Consider the following 16,095-nt stretch of genomic DNA (forward strand, 5'->3'; position numbering starts at 1 on the left):
CTGTGAATCCATTTTAGAACAATCGATTTAATTGCTTACCCGGAGCGAATAGATGGTCATATGATCATCTTCGCTATCGGTATCTTCACATAGTAGGAAAATTAGGCCATGGGCAGTTTCCTCTTTCAATGTGATTCCTTCAAATTTATGCTTTTCGGGAATTTCGAATGTCTCGGGTTTGCCGGAAAGATCGGAAGGTATTTTTCCAAGAAGGGAACCACTGATCTCTCCATCCAGATAAGTCGATTTTGCATTTTCGGCGGTAGCAATAAAATAGATTTCATTTCCAACCAGGGTCGCATCTGAGAAACCTGTCGATATGCCATTGAGCTTGGGTAGTTCAATCGGGATCCAGCGGGATTGTTCGGCAGCAAGCGGATGATACTCTAAAATGGCATTTATGCCTTTAGGGCCATTTCCCCGGTTAAAAAATAAGATCTTATCTTTTAAATGAACTACGCCTTCAATATTGAAGTCTTCTTTGGAAATATTGAATTTTTCCATTAAGGAAGAATAGATGTTACTGTAGTCTTCCTGAAGGACTGTTTTGCCGTCCCAAATAAAACGAGTGTTTCTGTTTGGGGTAGAACCAGAACCATAGAGATAATAGCGGCTTCCATCGAAAGTGATCGATTCCAAATCCATTTTAGCTGCTTTAGCCCTATTTTCCATTGGATCAGACTGCCGTAGTGCCGTTTTTGACAACTTTTGGTCTGTGATACTATAGCTGTAGATATAATTGCTATTGTCAGAAACGATATGGATTTGCCTATCCTGATAGACAATACCAGAAGCTGCGGTAATACCGGATATGCTGATAAAGGCTTCGAGAATCAATTTAATATATCGCGTTGAGGTTTAATATTTCCAATACCCGGATGAAATCGGGTTGTAGGGGCGCTTTGATATGAACGTCTTCGGCCGATAAAGGATGTTTAAAGGTCAGCTCCGAGGCATGCAATAGCATGGTATCCATTTGGTAGGCTTCTTTCCAGAACTTGTTTTGTTTATTGCATCCATGCGGGCGATCGCCGATAATGGGATGAAAGATATGCGCAAAATGGCGACGTAACTGATGCATACGACCCGTAATTGGGTTGGCTTCGACGAGACTGTATCGTGCTGTCGGAAATTTTCCGAAGGGAACGACCAACTCGCCTTGAGCAAGTAAGCGAAAAGATGTTTGTGCTTCCTGAACGGTGCCATCGTCCCTTTTTAAGGGATAGTCAATCAGGCCTTCTGCTGGCGCGAAGCCCCTCAGAACAGCGAGGTATTTTTTGTCGATCTTACGCTCCTGAAAACTTTTTTGTAAGTATTGGTCCGTCTCCTTATTTAATGAAAATAACAGAATGCCTCCGGTCTTCCGGTCCAAACGATGTGCGGGATAAACGGTTTTTCCTAATTGGTCCCGAAGGAGCTGTAGGGCAAACGCTGAAGCATCGCGCGCAATAGCAGATCGGTGCACCAATAGTCCATGTGGTTTATTGATTGCAACGATGGATTCGTCTTGATAAAGTATTTCTAAAGGCATGTTAAATCTTTTTCAATGCAGCAATAATTTCGTCGGCCTTTTCATCAATTTTTGGGCTCAGCCAGATGTATTTAAAAGCTCCGCCACCGATAATCTGTTCTGTACCCTGCCATTTTATTTTGGTTAGCGAAAACAAATAGTAGTTGTCGACCACAACGGAACTTTGGATAAATTTATCGACGATGTCATTTCCGAAGAGCTGCATCCCCAATCCGAAAAACTCTTGATCTTTCGCATGAAGCTGGCTTTTCAATAGCTGTTCAGCTTTCGCGCGTACAACCTTTTCGTGTTCCTCTTTGCTTGGGTTAGTCAAAATTGCGGCCAGCATGATGACGATCAAAATCAGTGCAAATATTCTTTTTTTGCTCATTTTAAATTTGAGATTAAGTTCTGGATGTCATAACACGATGACTATCGCGATCAAAATTATTAAATAGATATTAGATATGGGCAACTGTTTTAAGAGAAATGCGAAGGATTCTGCCCTACAGGTGAAGCAAGGAGGTTTATTTAGAATCCGATGGTATTCAATAGCGAGAATGCCCAAGAGAACAACGTCCAGATAAGATAAAATGTAACACCGATGAATAAGAAGAAGACCGTTAGAATACTGATGATTATACCGATACCCGAGCCTGAATGCTTGCCTTCATAGTAATGTTGTCGTAATAATTTGATGTTCTTTTCATTGGCCTTGCTAAAAAAATCAAAAAAGTTTCCGAGGAAAGGAATGCTACCCAAAACAGCATCAATCGAGATATTGAGTAACATGCGTATGACTAATTTTGGACTGGCGCCGTTACGCCACATGGCTATGACAAGAACCAGAGAGGTTCCGAAGCCCGCTATCGCGCCACCTAAGGGGATGAGATTCAAGACTGGATCCAGTCCGAAGCGGAAGGTTCCAATCTTGAATTGATTATCCATTAACCAAGATATTCGGTCAATCCAACCGAAATCTTGGTCAATTTGTTTTAATTTATCTGCTGGAGTTTTTTCCCTATGCATGATTACAATAACTCAAATGAAGCGCTGATTTCACTCGTAACTTTCATCGGTCTGATATTTAAATCTAACCCACTGTCACCAGCGCTGTCTGCTGCTTCGGCCATAGCACCTTTATACATGGCATTACGCATCATCGGTTGTACGCCAAATATAATTTGTTGTGGTGTTTCAGATAATACGATCGCTTTACCAATTTTTTGGCCTGCGGCTTCTGCCAAAATTTGAGCATTGACTTTTGCATCCAATACCGCCTTGGTTTTTAAACTTTTTTCCAACTCCTTTTTCTTTGAATAATCATATTCGCTAATATAGGTGCTTTGGATACCGGCTTTGTCAACACCGTCTAATAGTTGGCCCAAATTGTTCAAGTTGGTTACCTTAATACGGTATTGTCTGGAGAGCAAGATATCGGTGTCTTTTTTCTTTTTATCCGGAACATTATAGCTCCAGATATTCTGGATGGTAAAATCTTCTTTTTTTACACCCGCTTTTGTCGCCGAATCGAACAGATCTTTTTCTAGCTTTTCTATTGCGGCCTTTTTCTTCGTGTTACCGTTCTCATAAAACTCTTTTAGGGTAACATCAATATAGATAATATCTGGTGTTACTTCTTCTTCTGCACGGCCTACCGTAGATACAAATTCTTTATTAACCATTTGTTGCGCGTTTACTTGGGTCATCAAACCTAAAAAGGCTAGTCCTAATAGTATTTTTTTCATATTTTTCGTCTTTAACTTTTTATAATAATACGATTGCCATTATCGCATTGCTACAAGATTGGAGCCAAAGTTTATGAAAAAGTTTAACGGATAAAAAAAATAAAAAGGTTAAGATTTTTGATTTTATTTCTCTACCTTTAGGGAAATTAATAATATAGTGCCATGCAAGAAGGTAAAGTAAAATTCTTTAATGAGACCAAAGGTTTCGGTTTCATCATCCCTAACTCAGGCGAGAGCGAAATTTTTGTTCACGTTTCTGGATTAGTAGACAAAGTTCGTGAGAATGACAATGTATCTTACGAAGTTGAACAAGGCCGTAAAGGTCTTAATGCGGTAAATGTAAGAGTTATCTAATTAGATTCAAGATATATTTATTGTGAAAAGGCCTATGCGAACAGCATGGGCTTTTTTATTTTATGGGAAATCTGCGCCCTTAGAAAAGGAAATTTTAGGGCAGGGCGTATTTATTTGCTTCAGTAAATAATTTGGACTGATAATTGTAATAGGGTATTTAAAAATAGTTAGTGAAGATGAAACGTATTCTAGTATTGGGGCTGTCTGTTGTTATTGCGCTATCCATGTCGGCCTGTTATTCTGCCCATCATCACCATGGTCATGGCCGTGGTCCGAAAAGAATGCCTCCTGGGCATGCTAAAAAATACTATGGTGAGCAGTCGGCACGTGATTTTGCTCCAGGACAACAAAAGAAAAAGCATAGACATTAATTTTTTATTGGATTGCATTCGACGAGCGTATACATGTTTGTAGGCTATCGAATATTTTCTTTTGACGACCATTGATGTGGTATAGAGAAGAAGCAAAATAATATAAAAAAAGCTTTCACAATTGTGAAAGCTTTTTTTATGCTGTTAGCATCTAAGCAAAAGGATCTTTATCAGGTGCTGGTGGCGTAGGATTTGATGGTTGTGAACTTCCAAATGGGTCCTGTGGCCGAGAAGAACCGAAGGGATCTTGGCTTTGAGTAAAAGGATGATTTGTTACGTTTTCCAGCGCTTTGGGATCTGGACCATATTGATTTGAAGCCTTGTCGCCTTCCAGTACCAATAAGTAAAGCAGGTAGATCCAACCAATAAATGGAATCAATGCAACTAATATAAACCAGCCTGATTTATTGGTGTCATGTAATCTTCGTACCGTAACGGCTATTCCAGGAATTAGTAAAGCTAAACTTACTAAACCTGAGACATACGTAAATAAGCTTGCAATTTGTCCAAGTATTGCAAATATTGCGCTAATGATGAGATTTGCAAGGAAAAACATCCAATATTCCTTACGGCGAGCCCTTCCTTCAAAGTTGGCATAGTTGTCTCGAACAACCTTTAAAAAGTTTTCTTTAAGTTCCATATTTTAAGACTTTTTTAGGTGAAAATGATGCTAGTAAATCAAAATGTTATTTCAATTTTGTTACAATAAATGTACCAAGAATTTATCCGAGAGATCAATTATTATAAAAGGGTAAGTGTTTGGAAGAGCTACAGTTGCTGCGCTTGCGCAAAAGAATAGCCGCGTTCATCCGCCTGTTTTGGATCTAAAGGAAGCATAGAATTCGCTTTCAAAGGAGAAAGCTGTGCGTAGCTTATCTAAATATTTCTTCGAGTATATAGAGCGATTTTATTTCTTTAAAATTTGTGCGGTGGAGACGATAGAAGTCGAGCACTTTTTCCAGCAGGAATTGTCGATCAGAAGCGGTCATTTTTATGCGGTCACAATTCGAATATTCGGATTCGATTAAATTTCTGAAAATTGACGTATGTGGTTCCTGTAATACAAGCGGGTGTTCAGGAAGGCTATCGGAGAAGGTAGCTTCATGAAGATTAAAATAAGGGTGGGCCTGTTTTGATTCAGCGGGATAAAACCCGAGAAAGCGGGTTAGCTTGATTAAAAAAACAAGATGGAAATTGGCCAGATTTAAATGCGTTTCATCTAGCCAACGTACAGACTGATGGATGAATTCAAAAAGATAATCGTCATTTTCTTGTTCCTTCAGAATTTTATAGAGTATTTCATTCAGAAAAAGTGCGAGCGAGCTTTTAACAATATCATAAGGTATTTCTTGCAAGACAGGGACTTGACGCGCTTCGGATATCCGCTGTAAAGAACCATTATCTTTATGCGTAGCGACAATTTCCAGTAAATGTAAGGGTTGAAGAATATTGGCCTTGATCTTTGCTTTGGGCTTCCTTGCGCCCGTAATGAGATAGGATTGCATACCAAACTGTTCGGTGTATATCTGCGCCACAAGGCTACTCTCCGAATAGTTGGTTGTTTTTAAGACTATACCCCTAGTTTTGTTCAGCATCTCCTTCTTTATCTTTTTTATGCGATTCTTCACGCATCTCCATAATGGCATTTCGGTCTACCTTACGAATCATGCGATAGATTAAAGTCAGGACACCGATACTAAATGCAATAACTCCGACAAGCATAGCAAGTTTATACCAGTTGGAACGCTGTTCCATGAGATAATATCCCAAGATCACAAGTACGACACCAATGATTATTTCCCTTAAGCCCTTGCGAAGATATTTGTTCATAAATGTGAATTGTTGAAAACTATTTTTCTTTACAGAGCAAATATAATACAATAAAATCCTTTATTTTTGCCCTTACCATTCCTATGTAGAACTATTTTTAAAAATAATTCCAATTATCTTGTTGCTTATCCAAAAAAAAATATAGATATTTGCAAACTCTTTGCAGAGAGTGCAAAGGATTAACATATTGTAATAAAGACAACAAAAAAATAATATCATGTCAAGAATTTGTGATTTAACAGGCAAAGCGGCGTTAACAGGAAATAACGTTTCTCACTCAAACGTTAAAACTAAACGTAAATTCTATCCAAATTTACAAACGAAACGTTTTTACATTCCAGAAGAAGATCGTTGGATTACGTTGAAAGTATCTACTTCTGCTATCAAGACTATCAATAAGAACGGGATTACAGCAGCGATCAATAAATTTATCGTTAAAGGGTCAATCTAATTGATTGTCGCGCCTGTTACATTAAGATTATTCATGAATTTCAATCCTATAATAGGATTCAAAATAAAGTAAAACAATGGCTAAAAAAGGAAATAGAGTACAAGTTATCTTAGAATGTACTGAACACAAAGAAAGTGGTCTTCCGGGAATGTCTCGTTACATCACTACTAAAAACAAAAAGAACACAACTGAGCGTTTGGAATTGAAAAAATTCAACCCAGTATTGAGAAAAGTTACTGTTCATAAAGAAATTAAGTAAGTCACACATCTTAGCCCTTGAAAGAGAAGCTAAGTAAAATATTAATATACCATGGCAAAGAAAGCAGTTGCATCGTTACAAAAAGGTGGCGGTAAAGAATTTACAAAGGTTATTATTACTACTAAATCTGCAAAAACTGGCGCGTATACTTTCAAAGAAGGTATGGTTCACAACGATAAAGTGAAAGACGTCGTTGCTGCAGCTCAAAAATAACGAGTAGCATTTTCCTTTTTTAAAGTTTTTCTTTAAAAAGAATTCGATAAAAATAGCCGTTTTGGTATCCTACCGAAAGGGCTTTTTTTGTTGAGGACATTTGTTTATATTTGAACATCAATTTTCACTACTACACTCCATGGGATTATTTGATTTTTTTAAGAAAAAACCACAAACACAAGAAGAAGAACAGGCCTTAGACAAAGGTTTGGAAAAAACAAAAGAAGGCTTTCTTTCCAAGATTACAAAAGCTGTCGTTGGTAAATCAACAGTAGATGACGATGTGCTGGATAATCTGGAAGAGGTTTTGGTTACTTCTGATGTTGGGGTTACGACTACCTTAAAAATCATTGATCGCATACAGGCCCGTGTTGCCCGAGATAAGTACGTTTCTACTTCTGAGCTCAACAATCTCCTGAAAGAAGAAATTCAAACGCTACTGGCAGAGAACAATAGTGCTGATTTCGAGAATTTCAATTATGGCGATCATAAACCATACGTTATTATGGTTGTAGGTGTCAATGGGGTTGGCAAGACAACGACTATTGGCAAACTGGCTCATCAGCTGAAACAAGCTGGAAGCAAAGTTGTATTGGGGGCAGCGGATACCTTTCGGGCGGCTGCTGTTGATCAACTTAAATTATGGGGTGAGCGTGTTGGCGTGCGTGTTGTCGCTCAGGCCATGGGCTCGGATCCTGCTTCAGTGGCTTATGATACCGTGAAATCGGCAGTAGCAAATGGCGAAGATGTGTGTATCATTGATACCGCAGGCCGTTTGCACAATAAGGTTGGGCTAATGAATGAGCTCACGAAGATTAAGAATGTTATGCAAAAGGTTGTTCCAGGTGCACCACATGAAATCTTGTTGGTCTTGGACGCATCAACAGGGCAAAACGCCATTGAGCAATGTACGCAATTTACACAGGCAACCGATGTGAACGCTTTAGCATTGACGAAACTCGATGGAACGGCGAAGGGCGGGGTGGTTATTGGTATATCTGATCAATTTAAGATCCCGGTGAAATATATTGGTGTAGGAGAGAAAATTGGTGATCTTCAGTTGTTTAACAAAAAGGAATTTGTCGACTCCCTTTTCAAATAGAGTCTACCGTCTAATCATATGAAGACAAAATACGCGAAACCAGCCCCTTTGATAAATAAACCACGTGTCAATGTGGTAACCTTGGGCTGTTCGAAAAATATTCACGATAGTGAAGTCCTGATGGGCCAGTTAAAGGGCAATCAGATGGAAGTCGTGCATGAAGCATCCAATATACAAGTGAATGATATTGTCGTAATCAATACCTGCGGTTTTATTGATAATGCCAAACAGGAGTCAATTGATGCGATCTTACAATATTCGGATCTAAAAGATCAGGGTAAAATCAACAAAGTGATCGTTACAGGTTGTCTTTCTGAGCGATATAAGCCGGAGTTACAGGCTGAAATCCCCAATGTTGATGCCTTTTTCGGTACGAACGATTTACCGGAGCTGTTGTCATCCATTGGAGCTGATTATCGGCATGAATTGTTGGGTGAGCGCTTATTGACAACACCTTCGCATTTTTCTTACTTTAAGATCGCTGAAGGTTGTAACCGACCATGTTCTTTTTGTGCAATTCCCCTGATGCGTGGTAAACACGTTTCTAAATCCATTGACGATCTTGTCAAAGAGGCAAAATTTCTTGCCTCGAACGGCACGAAAGAATTGATTCTGATTGCACAAGACCTGACCTATTATGGCTTAGATATTTATGGAAAGCGCAATCTTTCTGATTTAATGCGCCATTTGTCAGATGTTGATGGTATCGAATGGATCAGACTGCAGTATGCCTATCCTTCGGGTTTCCCAATGGATATTTTGGACGCAATGAACGAACGTTCGAATATCTGTAATTACTTGGATATGCCACTACAACATATATCTGATCCGATGTTGAAGTCTATGCGAAGAGGTACAACAAAACAGAAACAGATTGATCTTGTCAACGCAATACGTGACAAAGTTCCAGATATCGCTTTGCGTACAACATTAATTTGTGGTTATCCAGGTGAAACTGAACAGGATTTTCAGGAGATGTTGGATTGGGTTGAAGAAACCCGTTTTGACAGATTAGGGTGTTTTACCTATTCTCATGAAGAAAAGACGCACGCACATTCTCTGGAGGACGATGTTCCACAGGAAGTAAAAGAAGGACGGGTGGAAGCCATCATGGAAATACAGCAAGGTATTTCGTACGATATCAATCAGTCCAAAGTCGGTAATACCTATAAAGTACTGGTTGATCGGGTAGACGGCGATTACTTTATTGGCCGGACAGAATACGATTCTCCGGAGGTCGACAATGAGGTCTTGATTCCCGCGGTAGATTCTTATGCACGCATTGGTGATTTTGTTCAGGTAAAAATCGACCGAGCTGAAGATTTCGATCTATATGGTGAGATTGTAAGGAAATAAGTATAAAAGCTTATAGATGATACTATAAACAAACGGGCCTCCCNNGGGAGGCCCGTTTGTTTATAGGCAATTGTCAGTAAAATGATATAATTTAAAAGCGGGACAAGCTTTTTGTGAAAATTCACTATTTTGTCGGGGCAAACTAGATACATTTGTAAACGTACAATCCCCATTTTAAACAATCTATAGCCGTTTAAAATCAGATTCAAGAAAGCCTGTAGTTTCAGGATGAATCAGCCTTCTGATTGAAATTGAAAATAGGTTCTATTAACGGAAAAGATTCACTGCCATGTCAGGTTGCTTTGGGGGATTTTCGTTATCAATTAAGAATAGAGAATAATTAATAAAATTTGCAGATGAAGGCAACTTATATTGAATATAGTGAAACAAATAGCTTCTCCAAGACTTTATTAGCCTATTTGGCACATGATGAAGCCTTAAAACCTTTTGTTGGGAATTGGCCTACCTGGGCTGGTTTTGAAAAGCAATTGAACGAAAAGAAGAAATTTGAACACAGGGAAATTCTTGTTGAGCGTCTTAAAAAACAATATGGCGAACTATTAAAGGATTCTCCTGCTGTAGCGGCCAATATAGAACTGTTGCTCGACCAAAATTCCTATACCATTACAACTGGGCATCAGCTCAATATTTTTACAGGGCCTTTATATTTTATTTTTAAAATCATGACGGCAATACGTTTGTCTGAAGATTTACATGCCAAGCATCCTGATAAAACGTTTATTCCAGTATATTGGATGGCAACCGAAGATCATGATTTTGAAGAGATCAACCACACCAAAGTCTTCGGTAAGAAAATTGCTTGGGATACTCCTGCTGTTTCTGCTACGGGGCGAATGGATACCGCAACAATCGTTGATGCTGTGAAGCAGTATACCAATATTTTAGGGCTTTCCGAAAATTCGACCAGGCTGACACGCATTGTAGAAGAAGCCTATTTGAACCATGATCGATTAGCAGATGCAACACGGTATATGGTCAATGAGTTGTTTAAGTCTTACGGTCTTTTGATCGTCGATGCAGATGACCGGGAATTGAAGGAACTGTTCAAGCCAATTATTAAGGAAGATATCTTCTCTGAAAAAAGCTTTAAGGCAATAACAGCGCGATCGGAAGAGTTGGAATCAAATGGTTTCTCTACCCAAGTGCATGCCCGTGAGATTAATTTCTTTTATTTGACGGACGAATTTAGAGAGCGTTTAGTACTGACTGCTGACGGCCGATACGAAGTATTGCACCAGCATATTTATTTTACCAAAGCAGAGCTGGAGCAGGAGATCGAGCGTTATCCAGAGCGTTTCAGTCCAAATGTGGTCATGCGGCCGATGTATCAAGAAATTATACTTCCCAATCTTGCTTATATTGGCGGTGGCGCCGAAATGGTCTATTGGATGCAGTTAAAATCCAACTTTGACCAATATCAGGTAGATTTTCCAATTTTGATCCCTCGTAACTCAGCAATGATTACCGAGGACAACGTTGCAGCTAAGTTGTTTCGTGTTGATCTTACATTTAAGAGTATTTTTCGGCCGGCAGAAGTGCTGAAAAAAGAGTATGTTCGACGTCATACCAAAGAACGACTGAATCTCAATGACGAATGGATGGAGCTGAACGCCATTTTTGGTAAGATAAGGTTAAGAACTCATAAAATAGATCCAAGTTTGGGTCCTAGCACTGAAGCCGTAAAAGCAAGGTTAAAGAAAGCGATCAATAATTTGGAGAAAAAGCTGATGAAAGCTGAGAAGCGGAACCATCAGCATGCTTTAACGGATATTGATAACGTGAAGGAAAAGCTTTTTCCGGGTGGAGGACTGCAGGAGCGCTCTGAAAATTTCGCTTTGCTTTATGTCAAATATGGTGATAGCCTCTTTAGGGACCTTTACAAGTACTTTAATCCATTGGATTTTAAGTTTACAATTTTATATTAGAAAGTCAGCTTCGGCTGACTTTTTTGTGATATTATTGGCCAGAAAGAATTTTCAGTTTGCGTTCTTTTTGTTACTGTCTGCTAAATCATGATGTTTGCAGTATCGGGATATTTCTATCCCTATATTAAAATACTTTTGTTGCCTTTTCCGATATTGTCTTTTTTTCCTAAAGAAGTTTCATTTTGTTTATATACACGTTGAAATGCTTTGTTTATAATTTCATAATATTTCGTTTAGCTCCTGTTTACAGTTCCGATGTAGTTTTGCTTTCATTATCACAACCAACAACTAAATGAAAGAATTTCTACTTACAACGTGTGCCATCGCACTTGGAACAGGGTTGTACGCACAAACGACCCAAGCCGGGTTTTCCGGAAAGATTACGGACGAGAACAACAAAGGGGTTCATGGTGCTTCCATCGAAGTACGGAATGAATCGACCGGTTTCACAACGAAGACCTCAACCAATGCAAATGGTGATTTCAACTTTAAGGAGTTGCCTTTAGGTGGTCCCTATACCGTCAAAGTAACTTATATAGGTTATGGCGAACAAGTTCGTTCGGGATTTAATTTAAATCAGGGTGATATTGTACGCTTGACCATTCCTATTCAAAACACGTCGAATGTATTGGAAACTATTGAATTAACAGGAATAAGTACGCTGAAGAATAAAATAGAAAATCTAGGTGCCGCTACCGCGGTTACAGCCAGGGATATCGCGAAGTTGCCTGTCAACGGCCGGAATTTTACGTCGCTAATGGATTTGTCTCCTTTGAGTAAGGGAGATAATATCGGTGGCCAGTTGGGCTCTTCTACCAATTTTACCATCGATGGTATGAATGCCAAAAATCCGACTTCTGCAGGTTCGACAACCAGCCGTAGCGGCGCACCTTTCTCCATTTCGATAGAAGCAGTCCGGGAATTTAAAGTGGTCACCAACCAGTATGACGTAACCTACGGAAGAGCGGGCGGCGGAACCGTTAGTGCGGTGACCAAACAGGGAACAAATCAAACGCACGGAAGCGCTTGGCTTTATTCAAGGGCCGATTGGTTGTCCAGTCCCTACGATATCAGAGGAAACAAACGAAGCAATGATTTTTCTACCTATCAATATGGATTTACATTGGGCGGTCCGATCATTAAAGACAAATTGCATTATTTTGTTGCATGGGATCATCAACGGGATGCCCGCCCACTGATTATTGCGGATATCAATTCTGAGGCCGACGAGAAGAGATTTAATGTTACTAATGCCACCTTGGATGAGTTTGTTAATATTGGACGTAACAAGTATGGATTGGGCAATGAACGTCAATATGGCGCTTTTGATAAAAAGCGAGGGTCTGACGCGATTTTTGGAAGAATTGACTGGCAAATTAATGAGAAAAACTTATTGACGATCCGAAATAACTTTACAAGTGATAATAATAAGTTGGGATTACAGGATAATAAGCCAATTACCTTGTATGAATCTTACGGAAATGATAAAAACATTGATAACAGTCTATTGGCAACTTTGCGTACGACTATTTCACCTAAGGTAACAAATGAATTGAAAGTACAACATCTCTATACCTATCAAAAAAGTAGTCCAGGAGATCTTTTACCTAGTCAAAATATTCCCCGTGCAATTGTAGAGGATGCAGTATCTAAGGTCGCTGGAGAAGATAAAAAGACCACATTGCAATTGGGCGGACATCGTTTTGCACAGGAATCTTTTAAAAATAATGTATTTCAGCTTGTTAATAATATCTATTACAGTACCGATAATATCAATTATACCTTTGGGGTCGACTTGATGTATACCCATGCAAACTCGATTTATGGAAGTGAGGTCAATGGACGCTTTCACTTTAGGCCGAGTGATGGAAAGACAGCCATGCAAAACTTTGACGACATGAAGCCATATGCTTATTATCGTGAAGTTCCTTTGGTAAGTGATCCAGCTGTGGTCGGTAAGATATTCAATGCCGGTGCATATGGTCAGTTACAGACCAAGTTGGCACAGGGGTTGGATCTAGTTGCGGGATTACGATTGGATTATGGTCATTATCCAACCTCTCCTTTGAATGAAGAATTGCTGAAAGAAGTTGGGGTACGTACAGATCATAAATTGAAATCTTTTGTTGTACAGCCGCGTTTCCAGATGACTTGGGATGTGAATGAAGAACGAAAGGACTTTTTCCGGATAGGAGCAGGTGTTTTCGCTTCAGATATTAACAATTATATGACCATCAATAACTTGACTTTTGACGGTAAGCATTTTGCGACGGTTGATGTCCGAGGTAATGATGTACCTACACCTAATTTTGTGGGCTATAGAAAGGACCCGTTAACAACACCAACATTGGCGCAGTTTCAAGTACCTACGATCAATACCTATGGACCCGACGCTAAAATTCCAGTAGTCTACAAGGCAAATGTATCTTATACGCATTTCTTTACCGAAAAGTTAAAAGCGAGTCTTTCAGGGTATATGAATCTTGGGCGTAATAACTATATGTATGTGGATCGTAATATGGTGAAAGATCCGTTCTTCAGATTAGCGAATGAAGACAATAGGGGAGTTTTTGTTCCTGCGGCATCGATTGTTGATGGGGCTCCGGATTGGAAAAAAGGAAGGATTTCCAATAAATTCGGCCGCGTACTAGAATTGAACTCTGAAGGAAAAGTGAATCAGTTTGCAGTCGTATTGGATGCAAGTTATCAATATTACAAAGATGGATCTATATCGGTTAGCTATACCTGGAATGATGCGAAAGATAATACTTCTTTCAATGGAAACGTGGCGAATACAGCGACCTTATCTTTGGCAGTAAAAGATGATCCGCGCGATTTTAGCAAGATGAGTTATTCGAACAATCAATTCCGCAATAAGATTGTGATCTATGGCACTTTACCAACATTTTATGGTGTCAGCGTGGGAGTACGGTACTCCGGTATTGGCGGTACGCGATACAGTTTGTTGGCCGGCGGAAATATAAATGGAGACTTTGTTGCTGGGGACAATGATCTGGCCTTTATCTTTGATCCCAATAATCCCAATACGTCAAAACAGCTGATTACTGGATTGAATAATTTGTTGAATAATCCAGAAGCGAGTCAGAGCCTTAAAGATTTTATTAAAAAATATCAAGGTAAAATAGCTGAGCGTAATGGTGGAGTGAATGGTTTTTATGGCTTGATCGACCTTAGAATCGCTAAAAAATTCAATTTATATAAAAACCATGCATTGGAGGTATCGGGAGATCTTTTCAATGTTGCCAACTTATTTAAGAAGACTTGGGGCGTAAATGAGTCTTTGGGTAATCAAAATCTATATGCTTTAGGCGGAAAGGATGCCGCGGGAGAGAAATTGGTGCCTTTTGATGTTACGAAACAGCAGTTTAATTATAATGTAAACAACTCTGGAATTGTATCACCTTCGGGTAACCCTTATCAATTCCAATTGGGATTAAGGTATTCGTTCTAATCACATAAAACGATATAAAATACACTTTTCATGGCGAATCCCTCAAAAGCAATAGTTTTGAGGGATTCGTCTTTTATATTCATTAGATCTAAGCTTATCGAGGTCTACATGCAATAGGGTTTGTAGGCAGATCTTTAATCGCTATACAAGGACTTTTTCTTTCGGAAGAAAAACTTCGGCCATCATGTGACGCACACTTCCGCCACCACATGTTTCGATAACATGAAGATCCTGATGAATAATTTTGCCATGCTTTTCTAATTGCGCTGTTTGGTATAAAGTCAATGAGGATAAAGCCTGATTGCTCAGGACAATAAACCGATTCCCATATTTGTTTCTCACTTGGAGGCAGTTTGCCGCAAAAGATTCGAGTTGGTTCTCGTTGATTTCAATGATCTCCTTGCCTGTATCTTTCAAACTTTTCAGCAGGGTTTTGAGCTCGGCGGGATCGTCAATTGCCTGCGGACATAAGATAGCGAAGTCTTCGCCTACGGCTAGCACCACATTGGTGTGATAGATAGGTCTCCGCTCTCCATGGACAGTTTGGAAGGCGTGAAATACAACAGGTGTATAGTTTTCAGTTCTGCAATATTCATCGAGCATACTTCTGTCTGCCCTTTCGGATAAGGCACAGTAGGCTATACGGTGCGCACGGTCCAAAACGAGTGCGCCAGTGCCTTCCAGATATTGTTTGTTGTTTTCGGCTTCACTGAGATCCTTAGTTAGTTTTACATAATAACCGTTTTGCTTCAATGGACCTTCGAAATCCAATAAATGTTCTTTTCGACGATTTGGAGCAAACATAGGATAGAAAATTATTTTTCCATCCTGATGAAAGGAGACAATATTATTGGGGAATATACTGTCGGGGCTTTCTGATTTTTCGTCGTCCTGAATGACAGTCACCAAAATTCCATGTGACTTCAATTCATTTACTAGCGCGTCAAATTCTCCTTGCGCTTCTTTGTTGACTTCTTCTGTACTGAGATTTTCGATATCCTTTTGGAAGAAGTTGTTGACCGCAGTCTGTTCATTTTTACGGAAGACAGAGGGTCTTACTAAAAGAACGCTGTCTGTTACCTGTTTTCTCATGGTTTATAATCGTTACTTCGCTGTTTTATATTCGTTAAAAAGAAATGATATTCGTTTTTTGTGATAATTTACATTTGTCAAAAGAGATGCTTCCCTAGCTGGATAATGTTTTCTTTGTTAAGATTTCTGATCGCAACATACCCTTGATATCAGTTGTTCTTAGCAAAAAAGTGTATATCGTTATTTCGAAGTCACTTTACAATTGGTACATATACTAATTTATTGAAAATTCATGGGCATTGCAAAAAAGGATAGTGAAGTAATGAAAGAAATGCGGGGGTGAAATAGCAGATAACCCTATCTTTTTTTAAAATTGTGGCAAGCGATTGTTGTATTGTTTGTTATATTTATAATGAACAACCTGTATGTTTGAGGTTAATCCAAAAATTAA

Annotated in this window: 18 protein-coding genes; 9 read left to right on the forward strand and 9 right to left on the reverse strand. The window is 39.2% G+C overall.

All coding sequences use genetic code 11. The features are described 5' to 3' along the window. Positions 1-27: 27 nt before the first annotated feature. The 5 genes from B3H30_RS01635 to B3H30_RS01655 form a co-directional block, all read right to left on the reverse strand. Entirely contained in the window at positions 28-837 is an 810-nt protein-coding gene (locus tag B3H30_RS01635; protein WP_286833055.1) for a DUF6929 family protein, read from the reverse strand. A 1-nt stretch (position 838) separates the two neighbouring features. After that, entirely contained in the window at positions 839-1,531 is a 693-nt protein-coding gene (locus B3H30_RS01640; protein ID WP_286833057.1) for a pseudouridine synthase, read from the reverse strand. Position 1,532: 1 nt separating this feature from the next. Beyond that, positions 1,533-1,901, reverse strand: coding sequence for a DUF4359 domain-containing protein (locus B3H30_RS01645; protein ID WP_070562579.1), 369 nt, complete (start codon positions 1,899-1,901; stop codon positions 1,533-1,535). A gap of 140 nt (positions 1,902-2,041) precedes the next feature. Further along, positions 2,042-2,539: a DUF4112 domain-containing protein gene (locus B3H30_RS01650; RefSeq protein ID WP_115046083.1), complete on the reverse strand. Its 498-nt coding sequence runs from the start codon at positions 2,537-2,539 to the stop codon at positions 2,042-2,044. A 2-nt stretch (positions 2,540-2,541) separates the two neighbouring features. Further along, positions 2,542-3,258, reverse strand: coding sequence for an SIMPL domain-containing protein (locus tag B3H30_RS01655; RefSeq protein WP_046672592.1), 717 nt, complete (start codon positions 3,256-3,258; stop codon positions 2,542-2,544). 162 nt (positions 3,259-3,420) lie between these two features. On the opposite strand from B3H30_RS01655, the gene B3H30_RS01660 reads away from it, so the two are divergent. Both B3H30_RS01660 and B3H30_RS01665 read left to right on the forward strand, forming a co-directional pair. Beyond that, on the forward strand, positions 3,421-3,612 hold the full coding sequence (locus B3H30_RS01660; protein ID WP_046672593.1) for a cold-shock protein: 192 nt from the start codon (positions 3,421-3,423) through the stop codon (positions 3,610-3,612). A gap of 176 nt (positions 3,613-3,788) precedes the next feature. Continuing rightward, a complete protein-coding gene (locus tag B3H30_RS01665) occupies positions 3,789-3,983 on the forward strand; it encodes a hypothetical protein (RefSeq protein WP_046672594.1) in 195 nt (64 codons plus the stop codon). Between the two features lie 151 nt (positions 3,984-4,134). On the opposite strand, the gene B3H30_RS01670 is transcribed toward B3H30_RS01665, so the two are convergent. From B3H30_RS01670 to B3H30_RS01680, 3 genes are all read right to left on the reverse strand, one after another. After that, complete coding sequence (locus B3H30_RS01670) at positions 4,135-4,623, reverse strand: DUF805 domain-containing protein (protein ID WP_115046082.1); 489 nt, start codon at positions 4,621-4,623, stop codon at positions 4,135-4,137. A gap of 232 nt (positions 4,624-4,855) precedes the next feature. Further along, positions 4,856-5,578: a DNA repair protein RecO gene (recO, locus tag B3H30_RS01675; RefSeq protein WP_112375182.1), complete on the reverse strand. Its 723-nt coding sequence runs from the start codon at positions 5,576-5,578 to the stop codon at positions 4,856-4,858. After that, entirely contained in the window at positions 5,562-5,813 is a 252-nt protein-coding gene (locus tag B3H30_RS01680; protein WP_112375183.1) for a signal peptidase, read from the reverse strand. The genes recO and B3H30_RS01680 overlap by 17 nt, the downstream gene beginning before the upstream one ends. A gap of 217 nt (positions 5,814-6,030) precedes the next feature. Between B3H30_RS01680 and rpmB the strand changes: the two genes are divergently transcribed. From rpmB to B3H30_RS01715, 7 genes are all read left to right on the forward strand, one after another. Continuing rightward, on the forward strand, positions 6,031-6,264 hold the full coding sequence (gene rpmB / locus B3H30_RS01685; protein ID WP_046672597.1) for a 50S ribosomal protein L28: 234 nt from the start codon (positions 6,031-6,033) through the stop codon (positions 6,262-6,264). Positions 6,265-6,340: 76 nt separating this feature from the next. Then, positions 6,341-6,523: a 50S ribosomal protein L33 gene (gene rpmG, locus B3H30_RS01690; protein ID WP_002998409.1), complete on the forward strand. Its 183-nt coding sequence runs from the start codon at positions 6,341-6,343 to the stop codon at positions 6,521-6,523. Between the two features lie 51 nt (positions 6,524-6,574). After that, on the forward strand, positions 6,575-6,736 hold the full coding sequence (locus B3H30_RS01695; protein ID WP_070562566.1) for a DUF4295 domain-containing protein: 162 nt from the start codon (positions 6,575-6,577) through the stop codon (positions 6,734-6,736). A gap of 139 nt (positions 6,737-6,875) precedes the next feature. Next, the gene (gene ftsY, locus B3H30_RS01700) at positions 6,876-7,838 is read left to right on the forward strand and encodes a signal recognition particle-docking protein FtsY (RefSeq protein ID WP_046672598.1); all 963 of its coding nucleotides are present in this window, start codon (positions 6,876-6,878) and stop codon (positions 7,836-7,838) included. A gap of 18 nt (positions 7,839-7,856) precedes the next feature. Then, a complete protein-coding gene (gene rimO, locus B3H30_RS01705; RefSeq protein WP_286833059.1) occupies positions 7,857-9,194 on the forward strand; it encodes a 30S ribosomal protein S12 methylthiotransferase RimO in 1,338 nt (445 codons plus the stop codon). Between the two features lie 356 nt (positions 9,195-9,550). After that, positions 9,551-11,140 (forward strand): bacillithiol biosynthesis cysteine-adding enzyme BshC, encoded by a 1,590-nt coding sequence (gene bshC / locus B3H30_RS01710; RefSeq protein WP_112375184.1) that lies wholly within the window; start codon positions 9,551-9,553, stop codon positions 11,138-11,140. 292 nt (positions 11,141-11,432) lie between these two features. After that, entirely contained in the window at positions 11,433-14,612 is a 3,180-nt protein-coding gene (locus B3H30_RS01715; RefSeq protein ID WP_115046080.1) for a TonB-dependent receptor, read from the forward strand. 141 nt (positions 14,613-14,753) lie between these two features. Here B3H30_RS01715 and ctlX read toward each other — a convergent pair whose 3' ends face one another. Further along, on the reverse strand, positions 14,754-15,704 hold the full coding sequence (gene ctlX / locus B3H30_RS01720; RefSeq protein ID WP_112375186.1) for a citrulline utilization hydrolase CtlX: 951 nt from the start codon (positions 15,702-15,704) through the stop codon (positions 14,754-14,756). Positions 15,705-16,095 lie beyond the last annotated feature (391 nt).

It is taken from the genome of Sphingobacterium sp. UBA7038, assembly GCF_002494055.1.
In the GTDB taxonomy this organism is placed as follows: Bacteria; Bacteroidota; Bacteroidia; order Sphingobacteriales; family Sphingobacteriaceae; genus Sphingobacterium; species Sphingobacterium multivorum.